We start from the raw sequence: 20,178 nt of genomic DNA, 5'->3' as shown, positions 1-20,178 counted from the left end.
TCCCGTATTCCAGCACTGACAGGCCAGAACCGCCTGTTCAGGATGAAGCTTCACTTTCGTTATCTGGGGATCGAATTTAAGCTTTCTTTTCCTGGCCATTTACCCTCCTTTTGTTTTATGGTACCTTTCTCTGATTAAGGCGTACCCGCGGCTTGCCCGGCTGCATTTATTAAAGCTGCCGCTCTCAAGGAAACTTACGGCGGGACACCAATTGCAGAACCGCGCCAGGCCGCAGGATGCGCATTCAAGACCGGACTTGTTTAGGCCGCTGAAAAATGCGCTGATCCCGTCCCAGGCCCGGACCAAAGAGACGTTTCTCAGGTCATACGCGGGCTTCTCCAACATCAGGCAGGGCTTGAGCAGCCCAAAAGGGTTGATAACAAGATTGCTCTTACCTACTCCGCACGTGAACAACTCCCTCTCCATACGGCCATGTTTGCGCCGGGTGGTCCCGCGGCAAATATCTTCCTCTTGAATGTCAACCGGGCCGGCAGGCGCCTTAAGAGACATCTCATACGGCTTTGATGAGCCGTCAAGCATGGGAAAAAGATCCTCAGAGAACCTGAACTGAATATTTTCCTTCTCAGCAAAAGAGGCGACCGCGGACACTTGCTCGCGGTTACATTCCATCACATTTGTCTTTAATTCAACGGGTATGCCCGCCTTCAACAGATCACTGATCGCCTTCCTCACCTTTACAAAAGAGCCCTTGCGCCGCGTAATAAATTCAAAGGTAGCTTCTGAAATAGAATGGCAGGAAACAGACACCTTGCTCACGCGGCAGCGCTTCAATTTTCGCGCCGCCTCGGCGGTTATTAAAGACCCGTTGGTATAAACCATTGTCTGAAATCCGCTGCTGCCGGCGTATTCAAGTATATCAAAGAGATCTTCCCGCAGGAAGGGCTCGCCTCCCGTGAACCCTAAATACAACGTGCCGATATCGCGCAGCCGGTCAATAATACCGAACACTTCTTTTGTGCCAAGCTCATCCGCCCGAGAATCTCTGTAGCTTCCGGGAATATAACAATGCCGGCAGTCAAAGTTACACCTGTAAGTCAGTTCAAACATCGCGCGGATGGGAACGCGCTTAAGTTCTGCCTTTTCTCTTATCCTCTGAGAAAAGACAGGAAAACTCTCTGTCTTCATAGTCAGACCTTATCCGTGCCTCTTCCCGGCGCCTGCCGCGGGCAAGCTCACAAAAATAATCAACCGGTCCCTCTTCGCTGCCTGTCTCAATAAAGGAACGTCCGGGACAAAAATAACAGTCCGCCCTCAAAGAACAATCCCGGCATTTTGAATCGCTCGTGAATTGCCTTTCAGTGACAAGCGGCAATACATCATAAAATCCCTGCCGGAAAGAGGCCTTTCTCAGGTCTACGCCGTGCTTATCAAGGAAGGGGCAGAATTTCAGCCGGCCGGACGGGCTGACCACGAAATCCGTATGCCAGCTGTCGCATTGAAAGAGAAATTTCCTTTCCCTTTCCAGAAATCCGTCATTGCACATCTGGCGGGCTGCCTCCTGCCAGATTTCCGGGTTAGACTTCTTGACCTCCATAATCTCCTCGGCTGTTAATCTTATGCCCTCAGGCGCTCTTAAAGCCGCGCCTGCCAGGACAAGAGGATCATACTTAAAACAATTGTTTCTGCCGCCGGATACTTTCTCGGCAAAGGCCTTTATCTTACGTATCTGGCCCTTATTCCGCCTCAAGCAGTTGGCCTTGATTGTAAGCGGCAGGCCCGATCCAGCGACCCTTTTTATTGCCTTAGCCGCCTTGCCAAAAGTCCCTTTTACCCCTACGATCGATTCGTATGTGTCGCTGTCTACCGCGTTAAAGGTAATTTCAATATTAAAGGGCGGGTGCTTCCTGAAAAAAGAGACAGCGGCATCGTCAAGCAGAGAGCCGTTCGTATAAATACTGATTATAAACCCCTGTTCTTTAGCATGGGAATATATCTCAAAAAAATCTTCCCTTAACAGTGGTTCTCCTCCGGAGAAGCAAAGCCGCAGACCCCCAAGGGCGCTGATCTGGTCTATGATATCCTTAAATTCTTCCGTTCTCAGCTCGTCTTCGCTGCCTGCAAACCTCCTGTTATAGCAATGGACGCAATTATAATTACATCTGTATGTAAGCTCCAGGAGCCCGTAAAGGGGTGCCCGCGCCCTCCCTTCATAGTGCGCGTATAAAAACTCCATATAAGATTGTTCACGCATGGGCCCTATTATTAAGAAACCGCCCGTATCTTCTTGAATTCCTTCAAGATCCTGTTCAATCCCTTGTCCGCCTCATCATCCGAAGCGCCAAATTTCTTCAATATTTTCTTCTTGATCTGCCCTGTCGAGTTCTTTCCGTTGATGTTGCTCCAGACAAAAGAGGCGGCTTCATTCAGGGTATAGATACAATCAATCTCTTCAGATTTCTTATAAATAGGCAAAAGTATCGTTTCGTCTTCGATCACCCTGCTTACTATGTCCGGATTTTTGCGCAAAACCTTATCGGCTGCCATGCCTTTTCCCTCCTTTAAAATTAAGCGGTTTATATACCTAACCTATATCACAATAACCTTATAGCGTCAATCAAAACCGGGAGAGGAACTCTTCCCTCGTATAGCTGTCTTTGGACCAGGAGAACCCCAAAGAATCAGAGGCATAGCCTTCTATGCCCCCCTTCCCGATCTTGCGTTTTTTTAACGCCAATTCGGTAATCTCTATTTTCGGGAAGAACATCATGTTGTAATTACTGATAACGGAGCCGGCGGGCAGCCGCTCAATAAGCAGCTTCTTTCTCAAAAGATGCTCCGGCCCTTCAAATATGTTCTTATCTATGAAATCGTATATCCCGATGATGTTATTTTTATCGATAATGCGCGCGGCATTTACGACCGCGTCATCGGAATAGGGCCGCCGGAACAGCTGCCGCACATCTTCCGAAGGGCTCTGTATCCCCATAAATAAACTCTTACAGCCGCATTGCTCCAGCCCCTCCACCAGATGTTCGTTTACCATGGTAGGGTACACGGCGCAGGAAAAAGGGAGACCGACATGCTTTTTATAATCCCTTTTAAACTCCTTCATAATATCAATGTCATTATAGGGCCATATCGGGTCAACGAAGACAAGGCGCCTTACCCCCCGGGACTTCATCTCTAAAAGGCCCTTGATCGCGTTTTCAACGGTAAGCGCCCTGTGAAAACCCTTCGGCCTTCCGTATAAACCCCTGACGGCCGCATTGCAGCAAAAGGCGCATTCAAAAGGGCATCCTCTTGAAATAATAACCAGTTCGCTGGCATCGCTATATCTGCCTATGCGGTCGTTGCTTATCAGGTATATATTATCCCTGGGTTTATAGGCCGGAATGGCGTTTAGATCACAAAGCGGGCGCAACTTACATTTGACCCCGTCTCCGCCGCCCCTGACCCATAAGTTTCTTATCGTCTTTCTGCGTAACGGGCCCGTGGCAAACTCCCTTGCCAGATCCAGGACAGCCCCCTCACCTTCCCCTATGCACACGGCATCGGCATACCTAATGCAATCTTCAGGGGCCAGGGTAGGATGCACGCCGCCCCAGACGATAAACCGCCTCTTTTTTTCCTTCCGCAGCTTTAAGGATATTGCTTTGGCGGCCTGATAAGCCCCGGAGACGAGCGAGATCATAACGTAATCGGTCTTAAGCATATCAATCACGGCCGTAAGAAGGGCGAGCTCTTTAGGCGTGAAACGCCCCTGGTCTTCCCTGCGCTTGAAGAAAACAACGTTCGTGCTGAATCCCGCGTTTTCCAGGACAGACAAAAGCGGCCTTAAACTGATGGCATGCTGATTGAAAAGGGAAATAAACGTGAATGTGGGCTTCATCTTCATCTGCCGGCCTTAATGCCCCTGGAAGAGCTGCCGTAAATATACGCCCCGGCTTCTTTCTCCTGCCCGGAATGGAACATCCCGATCGCCGGGCCGGCTCCGGGATCAGCGCCTTTCCTCTTGAGCGTACGCCGCAAGGAGCCGGCATAGTCAGCGGCGATCATCTTCCTTTCAGCCAGGCATCCGAGGTCGCACGACATCGGACAGCGCAGGCATTCCTTGAAAAGAAAGACCATATCGAATCGCGACCTTATTTCAGAAAGATGCTTTTCTATCTCCTGAAGAGAAGAAAAATCTCCAAGAGTCCTCCTGTCCGTAACGCTGTCGTTCTGAAAACAATTAAAGACGCTCAGATCGGGCCCTATCACGGCGAGGTTGCGGCAGGCGCCTAAATGAACGCCGTGCCTGGTGAGGAAGCCGAGGTCCTTATCACTCAACAGGCAAGGCACTATGCCGCAGTCAAATATAACCCTCATCCCTCGACGCCGCAGGCCCCTTATCAGTTTCATGGCGTCCTTTATCACAGCCGGGCTTTCGCCGGTTGCCACAAACCGATTGCGCGCCCCGGGACCGGACGGATGGGCAACGCATAAACGCAGCTGCAAAGGCGAATATCTATCCGCTAATTCATAAACATAATCCAGGTCCTGCCGTCTCTTATATAAGTTTACCCCGAAACTGGAGGTGCCCAGAGCGGCGATAACGCTTAAGTTCTCATTGAGCCGCCTCCAGTTGTCTTTTGAATATGACTTCGGATGATTGATATTCCAAAGAAAGAATAATCTTCTTTTATCTTTAATATCTGTCAGCGCGCCTCGGACGCGTTCGGAAAATAAGCCGTTCGTATAAACCTGTACCGGAAAACAGCCCTGCGAAAGGGCGTAGGCGGCGAATTGAATGAATCTCGGATGCAGGGTGGGCTCGCCTCCGCCTATATTGCAGATATTCACCCTGGCCCTCCTCAGGAAATCAACGGCCTTCCTGAATCCGTTAAACGTCATCTCGCTTCTGGCAAGCCTATGAGCGCTGCTGCGCATATACTCCTTGCCGAAACAGTATGGACAATCAAGATCACAATAACTGTTTATGTTTACGTTTATCCCGATCATTGTTTATACAGTGCCGATGCCGTCTTATAACCCGGAAATCTTCTGATAATATGCACCGCGCAGCCGCCGTCGCAATTGCCCTTTTCCATATCGCCGCAGTAGAGACATTCGTCCTTTAATCCGGCGCGTTTCAAGACAAAGGTTTTTTTATCAAAAAACCACTCAAGCGAAGCCAGGTCGCTGAAATCTGTCAGCTTCATATCCCTGTCGGATTTTTCCGCCATGCCGAAACACCTGAATACCGTAAGATTCGGCGCCACCTCTACGGGCGCGCGGCATACGCAAGCCGGGATAAACCCTGTGTTTGCGTACAGCCCCTTAAGCTGCTCACGCGTAAAGGCGCAATATATAAATCCGTTATCGGAATACCACTTTATCCGGTGCTGCCGGAACCTGTATGAATAACGCAGAAGCTTCGCGGAAACCCGTTTATGGTCTTCTATTTGCAAAAACACGTTTTTTCTTTTCAGGCTGGGGCAGGCCGGCGCCAGGTTCACTGCCCTGCAAAGGCCGTAGCGGTCGATCAAAGGAATGAGAAAATCGATCCTGAAGGCCGTTTCGTATATCCTGAAACTCAGGACGGCCTTATCCTTGAGCACAGACAGGGCCCTGTTGAGCGTGCCCCATAATTCCTTGGTGTAATGCCTCGGCTCAAGGATATTAATGAGGACGCATCTGAGGCCTTTTCTTTCTCTGAGGAACTCTGCTATGCCCTCGCGCATCAGGCCATTGGAAAAAACCGACACGGCAAGGCCTTCATTCTCGATCTTCTCGTAAATATCCCTGAACCTGGAATGCAGCGTGGGCTCGCCGCCTATCATATTAAAGGTATCCTGCCCCGACTTTTTAAGGAATCTTATTACCTTGTTTATACTGTCCATGCTGATCTCATTGTCTTGCTTCATCGCCCTGCTGATGGACATGGCGTCCCTGGCAAAACAAAACGGACAGTTGAAATTACACCTGTTCGTCAATCCGACATTCATATCTTCGTCCTTTCCCGGAAACATTCCCTTTCCAGCACACCGGCAAGGTTTTCGGCAAGCAGCCGGTTGCCCTTGCGGGTACAATGGCCGAAATCGCCGCGGAAATTATCATAAAAATACTCCTCATAGCCGTCCCTGGCTACCGCCATCTTGAAGACCCGCTCGTTATCAACGAAGATGACCACTTCACGCCCCTCAAGGATGCGCCTTAACGGCTCCACGGGACGCACCGGATATTGCATACAAACCAGCAAAATACCTTTTGCCAGGATCCTGTCACGCAATTGCCTGTAATTGTAGATCGTGGCGGGGTTATAAGTTGTGTAAAGCGACTTATTAAATTTACTATAGCACCTCTTTGCCAGGTCGTCTTTGCCGGCCTGCTCATAACAAAAGGCGAGGTCGCCGTAGAAGTTTTCCGTCTCAGGGTTAAGCTCAAAACCGCGCTCAAAGGCGGAAATCGCCTCCGGGTACCTGCCCATCTCTTTATAAAATAATCCCGCCTCCATATACAGGAAGCCGTTTTGCGGTTTTATATCCTTAATGATCTTTTGATATATGGATCCCGCCTCATCATACCTCTTTTGTTTCTTTAGGCACCACGCCAGCTCCCTGTTGCCTGCCTCGCTCAAAGGGTTTATTTCTATAGCGGCCCTGAGCGCGCCTATTGCCTCATCCAATCTGCCCATCTCTTTATAAACCATGGCCAGGCCGACACGCGCCCAGCTGTTTGAAGGATTCATCCGGATCGCCTTTTTGAAATGTCCCAGCGCCCTGATGCGGCGGCCCTGCTCTTTCTCCATAAACCCCATCTCCGTGTATGCGCGGTCGCTATCAGGGGCCACTCCGGCGCCCGCCTCATTCGGCGGCATATACATTCTATCGTAGATGCGGTTGCGGGATTTAACCCTCATCCTGTCAAAAAGCAGGCGTACCATCTTATAGACCTTGATTTCATACACCAGCAGCTTTATCCTGAATCTCAGTGTTTCCTCAAATTTCATTGAATTATCATTCTGGTTGGTCCCCAACATCGTAATGACCATATCGGGCTTATATCTGGCCAAATTCTCATCAAGTTTGGAAAGGAAAAACGCCGTATCAACTCCGGCAACGCCTTTGTTGATGACCTTGAATTTAACCCCGGGGATCCTGGCGCTCAGGACCTCCTGCAATTGATAAGGATAAGAATCCCTGCCGCCGAAGGCGGTGGTGGACTCTCCCAGGCACACAATACGGAGCTCCTCCTGTTTATCCAGCAAAACCGGGTTATCCCTCTCCTGAAACGACAGCAGAATGAATCCCGCTATGCGAAATACGACCTCAAGCATGAGCAGGAAAACTAAAACAGCACCGAACATCAGGAAAAACTTATGTTTGATCCGTGTCACGATCACAACCCCACCCTTAAATTACAATTGCTGATACACTATACGATCTATACCTGCCTGCTCTAATTTTCTGATCGAGCCGAGGCCGTTTTTGTAAAATTGCGTGTTCCCTTTTAAAATGATATCTTCCGGCATGCTTTTATGCCTCAGGCGGAATGTGTACCTGCGGCATTCTTTCACGCAGGGGCGCACCCTTAAAAACGGCTTTTTCTTCCGTTCGCAGCCGACAGTAGGGCAGAACATCGTAGTCGATATATACGCGTAGGGCGTATAGACGGACACCGAAATGCCTGAATTCTCCATCTCCAGATAAATACCCTGCAGAAGGTTATCAATCTCGATCCTGTATACGTTATTTTCTTTAAGAAATTTATGGATTACGGGCACGCTCGTGACACTGGAACCGCGGTAATAAAAATCGGTATCCGGAGGAAGTTTCTCGGCGACAATAATCATTGCGCCCTGCCGCGACGGCTCTTTCGGCCGGATGATCTTTGAAGGAAGGCGCCTTTCCAGCAGCCGCCTTATGCGCGGCCCCCTCTTCTGCTTGGTCAAAAGACGCCCCAGAACAGGCACAAGTCCGGTATATTCATTACGCAACCGGCCCAAAACACCCCAATCATTCACTATCACCTCAACGGGCACATCCAGGCAGGACATAAGATCGAATAAACACCTTAGGCGGCTGATACCTGTGTCGGTCACATAAGGAGTGACCAGCGAGAAATCCATGCCTTTATCGCGCGCCCGGGAAATAACCTCCCTGCACTCCCCAATGGAAGGGATAAGCCGCTCGCAGAACTCAGCCCCGAAATAGATCCTTGTGGCCGCGCCCTTCTTCAAACTCTTCAGCCGCCTTTTATCCGCTATATAAACCGCTTTTTCCATCCGGATGTTCCCTTTGTTTTAATCGCGCGCAAAAGAAGGATGATAGCAGTTGTTCCCTTTGCACCGGCCTTTATATTCCCAAACTTCGCGATACATATCTTTACAGCGCCGAATAAATTCTTTCCGTTTAATAGCGGGATCCGCATCCAATAAGGCGCGCGCCCGCGCGACGAATTCCACGCTCTTCAACCGTCTTATACGGCCAACCTGCCTTCCCACCACCTTGACCGCCCTTACCCCCGCCTTATTCAGGTCGTACATCGCGCATATCCCGCAGGCCATACCGTCCATCTGACGTTTATAAAAAGCGGGCATTACATTATTTTTGCGGCTGGCCGCCCTACCTTGTTCATAAACTTTAACGGCGTAGCGCAAAGAGCAGGCATCCTCAAAAGCCTCGGGATCGTATGTTGTGGCGAAATACAGCTTTGGATCCAGCCCTGAGCAGTGCGCGATACTTTCTTCCCTGTTTGCGCCGTATGAATGCATAAATGTACAAAACCCGTCTATGTGAACGCAGATCGTACTGAAAATGAAGGCCTCAAAATCCACGCCCGGGTTTCTCTTGACCAGTCCGCTGATCTGCCGGATTGTAAGCTGACGGTCTAAAATGACGCGCTCCGGAGAGAACCTGCGGTAGAAACCCACCGCGTCCGTATTGAATACCGTGCCTCCCGTGGATATGTGGAGCTTTTTGCCGATATCGCGCTCAACCAGCGTTAATATCAGGCCCATATCCGCGACTATAAAGGCGTCAAAATCAATCTGCCTGAGTTTATCGATAATCTTCAAAAGGAGCGGATATTGATGTCTTACGTAAAGCCCGTTCAAGGCGAGAAAAACAGGGATATTATAGCGGTGCGCCAGCTCAACCGATTTATTAAGTTCGTCCAAATCCGTAAAATTGCTTTCCACCCCCCCTTTTCTTTCAAATTCAAGGTTTGAATAATGCCTGGCCCACTCAGGCGCAAGATAGCCGCAGTAAAGCTCATCCGCCCCGTATCCGGCCATTATCTTCACTTCATCCCTGCTGTTAAACGGCGCTGTGATCTTAATCATTATCTTCCGCTGTTACCCTGTACACGGCAAGCATCGGCCCGGGGCGCTCCGCGTGCCTGTAATACAGGTGCATATTATAGCTCAGGGCGCTAAAAAACATCGCCGAGCACAAATAATCCTGCTTCAATGTCACGCCGTAAAGCCGCTCCTCATAGGCGAGCTGCCTGCATTCCTCAAGAATGGGCACGGCTGAAACAGGCGCCTTCCTTAAGGGGTTAAATGTCTTTATCATTTTGGCGAATCCAGGAAACTCCGGCAGAAGCTGAAAGGCCCCCTCACGCAGCTGCAAGGAACACGACGATTCTGAAGTAATAATATAATCTATCTTTTGCCCGGCAGCCGCCTTAAGCAGACCTTGCCTGTCTCCGGAAAATACATTACTGTGGGTAAAAATAATGTCTGCCGCCTTAAAGAACAGGGATTCATTCTGCATGCCGACATTCGTCAGAAAAAGCACCCTTTTGCCTTCGAATGACCGTCGTTGATCCACCATCCATTCGTATAGCAACGTATATGTGCTCTTGCTTTTCAGGAAATTATTTATGCCGGCATCCCTAAGGCACATGGGGGCAGCGATAAAAACCACCAGCACAGACGCCGCCAGCCATCCGCGCCTCATGGGGAAACGCTGGACTATCCGCTCTTTTAAAAATATGACCGTCTCCGCCGCCAACAACGCCATAAGCGGCAGCGGTTCGGTAAAATAACGCTCTGTGGTCATATTATATGTCCCGTGAGCGAATATGAACAGACCATAAAGCACAAATAAAGGCAGATACGACTTAAGCCTTTTTTTGTCAAGCAATATCATAACGCCGCCGAAAACGGCGAACAGCAGCATAACCGGGCTTGTGCGCATCAAGATGTATCCCATAAACCGGAACCCTTTGAATCCAAACTCCCTTAAAAATATCTCGTGCGCGTTATTCAAGACGATTGCCGGCATATCCGGGCTCGTGAGAAAACCGAAACGAAGCGAATCTCCCCCTGTGGACGCGGATGAATAACCCACCATGCGGGCGCATAAGCCGAAGGCCGCCAGCGCTGCAAAAAGAAGGCGCCAATCCTTCCCGGAAAAGGCCCTGCCCTTCTGAGAATAAAAAAACAACCAGCAGAAAAAGGGTAATGTCAGAAGGCCGTTTTGCAGCGTTGAAGCCGTCAGGCCGGAAACCAGGCCGAGTGCCAGAAAGTTAACAACACTCATTCTTCGCAGCGCGTTATATCCGGCAAAGGCGGTCAGGATTATAAAAAATGACTGCGTGATATGGGGCGTGTCAAAATGGGAGTAAAAAAAGTGGAGCGGGTGAACGCAAAGCAGAAACGCGGCAATGAGCCCCACGGTGTATGACAAATACCGTTTAGAAAATAGAAATACAGCGATGATCCCCATTATCCCGAACAAAGCCGAATAAAAACGGCAGATTATCTGAGAAAGGAAAAATGACGTTTTTTCTTCCCGGGGCGAAAGTCCATAAGCGGCGAGGATCGGCTTATCCAGCTTTAGATAGCTCAATACGCCTTCGGCGATCTTTATGCTTATCGGCAGGAAATTGGGATACCGGCCCCGCATTGACTTTATATCCAGCCCCCGCACGCGCGCTGCCGTAAAGCCTATGGGTTCGCCCCTGACAAACTGAAAAGGAAGCCCGCTGCCCAAACCTTGAAAACGGACGATAACGACCAATATCAGCGCGGAGGCAAGTATCAGGTTATTTGAATTGGCCCTCATAATGATTTAATAAGTTTTAATCCCTCATGCTCCCTTTTAAGGGGATCTTTAAAATCTAATGTCATCCCGCACATCCGCGCCAGCGCTCTGCACTCCTTAAATAGCCGGCGCATGCGCTTTATCGGAGGGCGAAGGCCTGCATAGTGATAATGCCTTATATCCAGCCCGTTAATTTCCACCCCGTCATCCTTTAGTTTCTTTGCCAGTATCCTTACGCATCTTTCCTCTCCGGCATTCTTCGCCAGCAAGAACAGGATTGAAAGCATCCGCGCGCTGTTATTATTCAGGGGAAAGCCGCTGATATATTCCAGGGCCGGGCCGGGCCTGCCTTCGAGCAGGAACAGGTCAGCCATACAAAAGTACGCGAGAGAATTACCGGGTATAATATCCATGGCCTGACGGTAATGGAAAAATGCCGCGTCACTTAAGCCGTTGACCTCGCTTTCTATGCCTTTTAAAACTGCCAGAACATAGGCCGCGCTCTTTTTGCGTATAATAACCTTGCCGCAACGGCGCAGGGGCAGGGGCGGTTTTATCAATCTCTCCTTAAAGAATTCTTCTATAACTCCCTGCTTCAGCAGCCGCTTATAATTGAAGTTCGCCTTGTCAAAAGTAAATTCCCTATCGCTCATGCAATACTTGCGGGTATCGGCCGTATTCCGCGCGATAATATTGCGTTTAATATACACTGACCGCGCGGAAGAACCGATCCCTATCACGTCTGAAGACCCCGTCCATTGGAGATGCGAAAATACATTCAGGTCATCGCGCTTTAACGAAAGCTCTGTTAAATAACGGTACGGGCTATGGCCATAACGCAGCTTCAACAACAGTATCCTGGCGATCATGGCCAGCAGGCCCTGCGCTACGGGGCTAAGCACGCGGCCGGACGGCCTGTTGCCGCGCACGTAATGAATGGGGGCGTTGAGCTGAATATGGGGCGGCAGTATGCCTATCGCGGAAAATATGGTATCAATGCACGACCCAAAATCGCTTCCCGGCAGGCCGAACATCAGGTCAATATTGTAACTGAATCCGTTAAGCGTTGCCTTATTGACCGCATTGTATATATGCGACAGGCGGTGAATGCACCCATTCTTTCTGAGCACGGCATTGTTAAAGGCCTGGACGCCAAAACTAAGGCGGTTGACCGAATACGACTTCATTATAGCCAGTTTTTCCTCACATTCCCGCCGCGCGAACATCTCGGGGTTCACCTCCACAGTGAGCTGTTTAACGGAAGGGAATTCTGCCGGCCTTATAACCTCATCTATGCAGGACAACAGGGATCTCAATTGCCTCTTATTAAGCAAAGAAGGACTGCCGCCCCCTATGTACACCGCCGCTATGCTGTCGCGCCGCCTCCGGAATACCTCGCTGTAAATGCGCAGCTCATCGCATACCTTTCGGATATAGCTGTCTCGTTCGGACAGGGTTGATCCGGCGCGCGAAAAGAAATAACAATACGCGCATTTGCGCCGGCAAAACGGTATATGGATATAAACCGCCAGCTTTCTCCGGCTTAAAAGCATGTCTTTGATGAACATTGATTTTGTATAGGGTACCTTATTCATTTAATCAAACAACGCTGCCGGTTACGGATAACTGAAGCATAAGGACTTTCAACATAGGTCTATGACCCTCACAGAGCCGCTGCCCCTTTTAATCTTCACAAGATACACGTAAATGTGGTCAGCGCCCGCCTGTTTGTAGATCCGCCTCATCTCATCCAGCGGGTTTACGCCGTTATCTTTACGCAAGGTGGCCGCCCTTCCCGATATCTCGGAGTGTTTTGGGGTGCGCCTGAATAAAATGAGGTCAACGTCAAAATCATCCCTCTTGGCGGCAGATTCAAGGTTCTTAAGGATAAACGGGGCGTATCTGTCGCCAAAGGTAATGCTTAAGAAGACCGCCAGGCCTTTTCTGGTCAAATGTTTGTCCAACGAGTCGATTATCCTTCGGCTGACCAGCAGCCCGTCTTCTCCTCCCCTGCCGCAAAGCGGATAGGTTATATTGTCGGGCACAGGCATAAAGGGCGGGTTGGAAACGATAAGGTCGAACCTGCGCCTGCCCACGGGGGCGTATATGTCACCCTGCAATACCGATACTTTCTTTGAAAGCCCGTTCAATATGATATTAAACCGCGCCACCTCCGCGGTTCTGGAAGACAGTTCAACCGCGGTGACGCGTTCGGCTGTTTTTGATAAAAGGACCGCCTGTATGCCGCTTCCCGTGCACAGGTCAAGCGCGTTTTTAGCTTTGAAATTATAGGGAAGGTTTTCAGCCAGATGAAAAGAATCCTGATCCAGGTACACGAAATCTATATGCCTGTTGCTGCCTTTTTCATATAAAAAGTAATAATTATTAAACGACCTTATCCTGTATTTGGGCTTTACGCGCTCTTTATCAGAGCTGATAAGGCCAAGGCGCGACAGATCCTCAAAGGACTGTCTTCCCAGGGCCTTTTTTACCAAGGGCGGCTTGATACTTGAACCCAAAACAAAAAGATCGATAAATACCTTGATCTTTTCCGGAAGCCGGTGTGCCGCTGCCTCTCCGACATCTCTGCTTATAACATCGTAAGAAATATCGTCTAGCGTCGCGCGCAGCCGTTTTATCCGCTCTGGCTTGATCTGTATCACGTTAGTCCTGTCGGGCCCTTAGAACAGCGGGCCGGGTTTCTGATGATTCAAGGCGGAGCATTCGTTAATGGTAATTGGCCACTTCTCTTTAGCGGCGGTGCTCATAACGTCGTATATCACATGCCTGCTGAAAATCGGATACCTTTCTTCATTACCCATACTGTAAAAGGACTCGCCTTTGAAATAGCGTTCATTGTTGCTGTTGACGACCATCTCGCATAAAGTGATCTGGTCTACCCCGATGTCAATAAATTCTCCGATATGCCTCGCGATCATTTTTGGCGTCTGCCTTAACGCCGGAAGGATAACCGTCAGAAAAGGCATGGCCTTCCTCGCGTATTTCATCTTCTTTATTATCGACGGAGAATAATCCGTGGCGGCAAGATTAAAGCGTATTTCTTTGATGCCGGCGCCGCGAAGTTCCCCTGCCATTTTCTTGTTCAGCGATCTGGCATTGGTTTCAATATATTGATATAAAGATGGGGCGGAGTCGTTTAATTCTCCGGCAAAATAAATAATCCTTTCGGCATAAAGAAGGGGGTCGCCTCCGGAGTATCCCACCGCGCGTATGGAGCCGTTATGGGCCGCGTTCTTCAGCTTAACTAAAAGATGCTCAAAAGATTCCCTTGAGAAACTTGTGCTGATCATACCGTCATTATCTTCCCTGCTTCCCAGGGCCGGCTTTTTATGCGGCTGAGGGCAGAAATAGCATGAACAATTACAGGCCTTGCCGATAAAGACGGTCGTCCACTTGTTCTCCTTGCAGGCGCGGCATCCCGGGGAAAGCCGCTTCCCAAGATGCGAAGACAGGCCAAAGTTATCTATAACTAAACCTGGTACTGCCCGCATACGCTTCTTTATGGATCTGATCTGGTCATTCAAACTCTCCATGCGCCTCCTTCGGCAACGGCATAAGAATAAAGTAGTCGACCGCCATTCCATTACCGGCAGCTGATCCGGACATATCTCTTAACCCCACGGTATAATCTCCGGCCTCGATATAAAACTGGCCGGAGACCGCGTTTCGCCATAAAGATGAAGCGGCCTGATCTTCAATGATAAAGTTCCGATCAACTCCGCCTTTGCTGAACGACACCTCAAGCTTATAGGGCCCCTGCGAATAGAGCGAGAACAGCGCCGCGTAGTTTCCCGATACCGGGAGCTTGATCCCCCGATAAGAAACTTTGTTTTCTGAGATCACGGCTATCCCTGTTCCGTGGTCTTCAGAATATACCATATCCCGCGCCCCTCCCTGCAAGAACTCCGGGTCCATGGGGCTTGCGGAGAAGCCGTCCGATACCGGGACCAATATCAATGTCTCCAAAGCAATGACGCCTTCCATTCCGGAATCATCCTGATCCCACATGGAATCCCTGCCCGTAGCCCGGAAACGCAAGGAAAGCCTGCCCTTAGGCAGCCGCCAAAACGGCATGGCGTTGGGAGAATGCATCAGCCATCTGCCCGGCTGGCTTTTGTCCAGATACCAGCAATGCTCAAAAAACATATAGCCGGCATGCAAAACCCCTGCCGCATCCCGCGCTTCAAAATGAATGAACGGCGTATACTTCCTCCAGTTGTGATAAACATAAGCGTAAAGCTGATAATCTCCGTCAACAGGCACTTCAAAATCTATGGCAGCGCCGGCGTTGTTCTTATCCGTCAACAACACCGCCCTTTTTAAGACTATCCCCCTTTCCCAGCCCCCCTTTGCCTCAACGGCATGCCTGACCAACCCGCGATCGCCGGCGAAAACAAGGCAATTGGACAGGGCGGCCGCGAAAAGAACGGCCAGTCCGGCCCTTCTACCACGCTTCATATTTATCGCCCGGCCTTTCCGGATACACCCCGTCATCCGACTGTTTCCAATTCATGGATACGCCTTCCAGAGAAGTGTCCCCTTTGATATTTATGAGATCGGCGCCTATGTTGCCTAACCCCTGTTCATGGGCCATCCTGATATGATGCACATACCAGGGCGCGCCCAGCACGCCGGCTTCCGGAACAGGCGTCCAGTTTCTGGATATAATACGCGTTGCCGTGGCATCGGTGGCAACTGGATCCGTGCCCGCGATCACAAGGTATCCTCCGATGCGCTTGCTGACGTCAACCGGTTCCCCTCCCAGAAAAACAGAAGCCCCTCTGCCTTCCATGCCGAAGCTGCCGTCAACAACAACCAGGTCAGGTTTAAGCGCATTATTGATATCTACGATGATCTGGTGTACGCCCGCCTCATGGAGTTTCCTGCGCGGCTCGCCGTAAAAGATGGAAGGCATGATCCCCATAAAATTCTTCATCCCCAAGCTGACCGGGCAGGGTTTATGATGCGTCTTCAGGGAAGGTATCGAAATAATCACATCTGCCTCGGCGACCAGGTTAGGTATGGCTAAGAACCTGAGCGAGGTCTGCGAAGGCACATACTTGAAATACGAAGTGCGGTTCATCAGATTGACAAGATAGATCTTATTCCCGTATTTCTTGTTCAGCAGGTCTATCCTGTGCTTTACCTGCGCCCCTTCCCTGCCCTCCCTGCCGCCGAAGTTTATCGCTACCGGCCGCTCAACCCATTCTCCGATGACCACCTCTCTGGCCCCCGCCTTTACGCATTCCTCGGCAACCGCCGCCACCACAGCCGGGTGGGCTATCTCGCCTGCAGCCACGGGGTCGTGCCCGTCGAGGCCCCCTGTGACATAATTCGGTTTTATGAAGACCTTGTCCCCCTTCCTGACTATTGACTTCATGCCGCCGATCAGGTCTATCGCGCGCCTGGTCAAGGCGCCTATATCCATGCCTTTGACTACGGCAACATCGGATGAAAGGACCTTGCGTTCTCCGGGCTTGCTAAGATGGATCTTCTCCATCGCGTATACGGCGGGGATGACGCATTTCTGCCCTAGAGTAAGGGCCTTTACGCCCAACAGCAATAAAAATACCTTCCAAGCCCTGCTTATCATAATGTGTTGATTATCAGCGTAGGGAAAACTTCAAAATAATGTGCCGGCCTAACATCCTGATAGTCCTCAACAGGATCTGCGCGTCCAGAAACAAAGAAATATCCCTTGCGTAGCGCAGGTCGCTCTCCATCCACTCGTCAAAACTCATACCCTGCCTGTATTGGCCCGACACGTGCCACAGCGAGACCATGCCGGGCAGGATCTCCAGGCGCCCGCGCTGCCGCCGGTCGGAAAGATCCACCTCGTTTGCCTGAAAGGGGCGGGGCCCGATAAGGCTCATATCGCCCTTTAAAACATTGAGCAGCTGCGGCAGCTCGTCTAAATTCGTGTCGCGCAAGAGCGCGCCTATGCGGGTAAGGCGCGGGTCATTGCGGACCTTGAATAAAGGCCGCGGCCATTCATTAAGATCGGCATATTGATCCTGCGATCTGTCCGCGCCTTCGCGCATTGTCCTGAATTTATAGATGTTAAACCTCCGTCCGTTCCTGCCTATCCTCGTCTGCCTGAAAAAAACAGGGGCGCCGGAATCCATGCCGATCAACAGGCCCAGTATTATAAATAACGGGGAAAACAGCAACAGGAGCACTGAGGCGGCGATTATATCGGCGGATCTTTTGATCAATAGATATGGCCTTCGCATCGCTATGCCTTTGCCCTGTTGAATTCTTCGTACCGCTTATATACAAAATCCAGGAATTCCGTCTCAAATCTGGCGTTGTCAAAACGCGCGGCATTCCGGCGTATCGCGGCGGCATCAAATCTCATCCGCTGGAACCTGGTAACCGCCTCTATCAACGACCGCGCGTCCTGCTCCCGGAAAAACGTGCCCGTCACCCCTTCAATAACCGTCTCCAGCGCCCCGCCCCCGGCAAAGGCGATCACAGGCCGTCCGCAGGCCTGGGCCTCAAGCGGCACCAGCCCAAAGTCCTCATTGGCGGCGAAGACCAGCGCCCGGCAGCCCTGATAAAGATCGCGCAGGCCGTTGCCGTACACCGGGCCCACAAACTCTATATTGGGCCCGGCGTTCCTTTTTAATCTCGCGGCCATTTCCCCGCTGCCCGCGACCTTCAGCGGCAATTTCAGGCGGTTGAACGCCTCTACTATCAGGTCCACGCGCTTGTATTCCTTCAGGCGGCACACGCTTAAATAATAGCCGCCGTCTGCGCCGGTGTTGGAGGGGGAAAAAAAAGAGGTGTCAATAGAAGGGTATATTACAGATGACTCTCTCGCATAGAACCTGCGTATCCTGCCGGATACCACCTTGGATATAGCGATAAAATAATCTACCTGCCGCGACATTTTAAGGTCCCATCTGCGGATAGAGTTGACAAACAAGGGCAGGCTCAGGCGCATAAGCGGGCTAAAGTGGTAATTGCGCCTGTACTCATCATATAGATCCCAGAAATACCTTATGGGGGTAAGGCAAAAACAGATGTGGCAGCTGCCCTGCCCTGTCCTTATGCCCTTGCCCCAGGCGTGAGTACTGCTCAAGATAAGGTCAAACCCCTTCAAGTCAAGGCGCCTCATCGCCAGCGGAAAAAGCCACATAAAATTCCTGTATGAACGCCCGGCAAAAGGGATGCCCTGGATAAAAGACGTCCTGATATCCCAATCCCTGTATTGAGGAAGCGCGTCTTTGTCGTATAACAGCGTAAATACCGGGGCGCGGGGAAACAGCCGGTGGAATATCTCCAGGCATCTTTCCGCGCCGCCGTATTGATTTAAATAATCGTGGACTATCGCTACTTTTATGTCCTTAAATCGCTCCATCGCACATTAGACGGGCGATCTCGCGATCGCCTATCTTCCTCACATGCCGTTGTACCCATAAGCGCTTTTTAATGATCCGCCCCGCGTTGGCGATATTCCACAGCCAGGCGGTTAAACCGACGGCGAACAGGACCAGGGCCGGATGCCCTCCCTCCCTGGGCAGAGACGCCTTTCTAAACCTGTGCCTTAACAGCCCCGCGGAAAGGCGCGCCAGCGTCCATAAGCTGTAATTTTTCAGGAGCGTCGTAAGCCGGTTTTTCTCAAGGAGGTATTTTACCCGCAGGGTATCCCTTTTCATCGTCCGGGAAAACCCGTGGTATGCGGCCGCGGAAGGGACATAGACGACCTTGGATCCCGCCAGGTTTATCCTCCAGCAATAATCCAGGTCTTCATATAGATAAAAATAATCCCCGTCAAAGAGGCCGATCCGCTCAATAACGCTCCTGCGCAGCAGCATTGCCGCGGAACAGGCAAAGAATACCCGCTCGGGCTTATCATACTGGCCTGAATCCTTCTGGAATATGCCTCTGTCCATCCCGTCGCCGTATATGTTCACGATGCCTCCGGCTCCGTTGATGACCTCTTTATCGTCATAAAAAAGCAGTTTTGAAGCGCAGGCCCCCGTGTTCGCGTCGCCTTGCATGAATTCCACCAGCGGCTTCAGCCAGCCAGGGTCAAGGACCACATCGTTATCCAGCGTGGCCACAAACTCTCCCCGCGCCCGAAGCATGCCCGCGTTCCTTGCTCCGGCCGGGCCCAGCTTCTTCCTGTTCTCGATTATTTTTATGCCGGGGTATTTATCGCGCAGAAAGGCGACCGATGCGTCGCTTGAATTATCGTCCACAAAAATAACCTCCAGCCTTTCCCGGGGATAATCAAGGCGCTCAATGGAAGAAAATAAAGCGGGAAGAAGCTGCCGCCCGTTGTAATTGACGATCAATAAAGACACTAACGGTTTGGCTGTCATTATTTAATGCGGCCTTGCCGCGCGAAATATTTCATTGAAAAATACGCCTGAAAAAATAAATATGCAAGGTCTATCGGCAAAAGGCGCAATTCCCTGTTCCGGACATCCCTGAGCACAATTGAAACGTAATGCCTGCAATCGGCAAGGATATCTCCGGTAAACGCCGCCAATGTCTGCGGCGCCGCCTTATGCCTGAACCCCCAGCATGACCTCATCACCGAATAAAGCGTATCTTCCTTTATATGCGTGACCATGGCATGCGGCAGATAACGTAAAACAGCCCCTTTCTCGCGCAGGCGCCGGCCCATATCGCTGTCCTCATGATGCGACCTGAACCTCTCGTCGAACAACCCCGCATCCAACAGCGCCCTTCTTCTGTACACGGTATTGCAGCCGGCAAGAAAAGGGACCGCGCTGTCAGCGCCTTTCCAATTGTTTTGCCGCAGGTTTACCGCCCGCCACCTGTCCGGCAGAGAACGCCCGCTCTCTGCCATTGCCCCTCCCACGCCGGCGATGCCGGGGTCGTTAAAATGGCGCAGGCATTTCTCCAGCCAACGGCTCTCGGCGACGCAATCCGCGTCTATGGAGGCGGCAAACTCGCTCTTTACGGCCTTGAGGGCGGTATTACGGGACGCCGCGATCCCCCTGTTCCGGCTATGGCGGATCACCTTTACGCCGAGGCCGGCGGCGATCTGCGCTGTCCGGTCGGTGGAGCCGTCGTCTATGACCATTATCTCATCTATGGGGCAGGACTGGCTCAATATGGACCTGACGCTCTTTTCTATGCTGCCCTGCGCGTTGTACGCGGGGATATATACGCTCACGCACATATC

19 protein-coding genes are annotated in these 20,178 nt (G+C 51.0%); all 19 read right to left on the bottom strand.

Features of this window, described 5'->3' with window-relative positions; all coding sequences use genetic code 11:
* Positions 1 to 99: 99 nt before the first annotated feature.
* Positions 100 to 1,146, bottom strand: a complete 1,047-nt coding sequence (locus tag PHR44_01600; GenBank protein MDD4909364.1) for a radical SAM protein — start codon at positions 1,144 to 1,146, stop codon at positions 100 to 102.
* The gene (locus PHR44_01595; GenBank protein MDD4909363.1) at positions 1,088 to 2,212 is read right to left on the bottom strand and encodes a radical SAM protein; all 1,125 of its coding nucleotides are present in this window, start codon (positions 2,210 to 2,212) and stop codon (positions 1,088 to 1,090) included. The genes PHR44_01600 and PHR44_01595 overlap by 59 nt, the downstream gene beginning before the upstream one ends.
* A gap of 11 nt (positions 2,213 to 2,223) precedes the next feature.
* A complete protein-coding gene (locus tag PHR44_01590) occupies positions 2,224 to 2,505 on the bottom strand; it encodes a PqqD family protein (protein ID MDD4909362.1) in 282 nt (93 codons plus the stop codon).
* A gap of 70 nt (positions 2,506 to 2,575) precedes the next feature.
* The gene (locus PHR44_01585) at positions 2,576 to 3,850 is read right to left on the bottom strand and encodes a radical SAM protein (protein MDD4909361.1); all 1,275 of its coding nucleotides are present in this window, start codon (positions 3,848 to 3,850) and stop codon (positions 2,576 to 2,578) included.
* Positions 3,851 to 3,852: 2 nt separating this feature from the next.
* Positions 3,853 to 4,962: a hypothetical protein gene (locus tag PHR44_01580; GenBank protein ID MDD4909360.1), complete on the bottom strand. Its 1,110-nt coding sequence runs from the start codon at positions 4,960 to 4,962 to the stop codon at positions 3,853 to 3,855.
* The gene (locus tag PHR44_01575) at positions 4,959 to 5,948 is read right to left on the bottom strand and encodes a radical SAM protein (GenBank protein ID MDD4909359.1); all 990 of its coding nucleotides are present in this window, start codon (positions 5,946 to 5,948) and stop codon (positions 4,959 to 4,961) included. The genes PHR44_01580 and PHR44_01575 overlap by 4 nt, the downstream gene beginning before the upstream one ends.
* Positions 5,945 to 7,345, bottom strand: a complete 1,401-nt coding sequence (locus PHR44_01570; GenBank protein ID MDD4909358.1) for a tetratricopeptide repeat protein — start codon at positions 7,343 to 7,345, stop codon at positions 5,945 to 5,947. Before PHR44_01570 ends, PHR44_01575 begins: the two co-directional genes overlap by 4 nt.
* Before the next feature lie 15 nt (positions 7,346 to 7,360).
* On the bottom strand, positions 7,361 to 8,227 hold the full coding sequence (locus tag PHR44_01565; protein ID MDD4909357.1) for a hypothetical protein: 867 nt from the start codon (positions 8,225 to 8,227) through the stop codon (positions 7,361 to 7,363).
* 18 nt (positions 8,228 to 8,245) lie between these two features.
* Entirely contained in the window at positions 8,246 to 9,286 is a 1,041-nt protein-coding gene (locus tag PHR44_01560) for a U32 family peptidase (GenBank protein ID MDD4909356.1), read from the bottom strand.
* Positions 9,279 to 11,015 (bottom strand): glycosyltransferase family 39 protein, encoded by a 1,737-nt coding sequence (locus PHR44_01555; protein ID MDD4909355.1) that lies wholly within the window; start codon positions 11,013 to 11,015, stop codon positions 9,279 to 9,281. The genes PHR44_01560 and PHR44_01555 overlap by 8 nt, the downstream gene beginning before the upstream one ends.
* Positions 11,012 to 12,589: a radical SAM protein gene (locus tag PHR44_01550; GenBank protein MDD4909354.1), complete on the bottom strand. Its 1,578-nt coding sequence runs from the start codon at positions 12,587 to 12,589 to the stop codon at positions 11,012 to 11,014. Before PHR44_01550 ends, PHR44_01555 begins: the two co-directional genes overlap by 4 nt.
* Positions 12,590 to 12,637: 48 nt before the next feature.
* Entirely contained in the window at positions 12,638 to 13,657 is a 1,020-nt protein-coding gene (locus tag PHR44_01545; protein MDD4909353.1) for a methyltransferase, read from the bottom strand.
* An 18-nt stretch (positions 13,658 to 13,675) separates the two neighbouring features.
* The gene (locus PHR44_01540; GenBank protein ID MDD4909352.1) at positions 13,676 to 14,548 is read right to left on the bottom strand and encodes a radical SAM protein; all 873 of its coding nucleotides are present in this window, start codon (positions 14,546 to 14,548) and stop codon (positions 13,676 to 13,678) included.
* Positions 14,532 to 15,473: a hypothetical protein gene (locus PHR44_01535; protein MDD4909351.1), complete on the bottom strand. Its 942-nt coding sequence runs from the start codon at positions 15,471 to 15,473 to the stop codon at positions 14,532 to 14,534. The genes PHR44_01540 and PHR44_01535 overlap by 17 nt, the downstream gene beginning before the upstream one ends.
* Complete coding sequence (locus PHR44_01530; GenBank protein MDD4909350.1) at positions 15,460 to 16,608, bottom strand: DUF362 domain-containing protein; 1,149 nt, start codon at positions 16,606 to 16,608, stop codon at positions 15,460 to 15,462. Before PHR44_01530 ends, PHR44_01535 begins: the two co-directional genes overlap by 14 nt.
* A gap of 13 nt (positions 16,609 to 16,621) precedes the next feature.
* Positions 16,622 to 17,248, bottom strand: a complete 627-nt coding sequence (locus tag PHR44_01525; GenBank protein ID MDD4909349.1) for a sugar transferase — start codon at positions 17,246 to 17,248, stop codon at positions 16,622 to 16,624.
* Between the two features lie 2 nt (positions 17,249 to 17,250).
* Positions 17,251 to 18,378 (bottom strand): glycosyltransferase, encoded by a 1,128-nt coding sequence (locus PHR44_01520; protein ID MDD4909348.1) that lies wholly within the window; start codon positions 18,376 to 18,378, stop codon positions 17,251 to 17,253.
* Entirely contained in the window at positions 18,365 to 19,345 is a 981-nt protein-coding gene (locus tag PHR44_01515; GenBank protein ID MDD4909347.1) for a glycosyltransferase family 2 protein, read from the bottom strand. The genes PHR44_01520 and PHR44_01515 overlap by 14 nt, the downstream gene beginning before the upstream one ends.
* Positions 19,345 to 20,175 (bottom strand): glycosyltransferase, encoded by an 831-nt coding sequence (locus tag PHR44_01510; GenBank protein MDD4909346.1) that lies wholly within the window; start codon positions 20,173 to 20,175, stop codon positions 19,345 to 19,347. Before PHR44_01510 ends, PHR44_01515 begins: the two co-directional genes overlap by 1 nt.
* Between the last annotated feature and the right edge of the window lie 3 nt (positions 20,176 to 20,178).

It is taken from the genome of Candidatus Omnitrophota bacterium (assembly GCA_028707125.1).
Taxonomy (GTDB): Bacteria; Omnitrophota; Gorgyraeia; order Gygaellales; family JAQTUX01; genus JAQTUX01.
The sequence above is the reverse complement of the archived record's forward strand: the minus strand, read 5'-3'. Positions and strand labels throughout refer to the sequence as shown.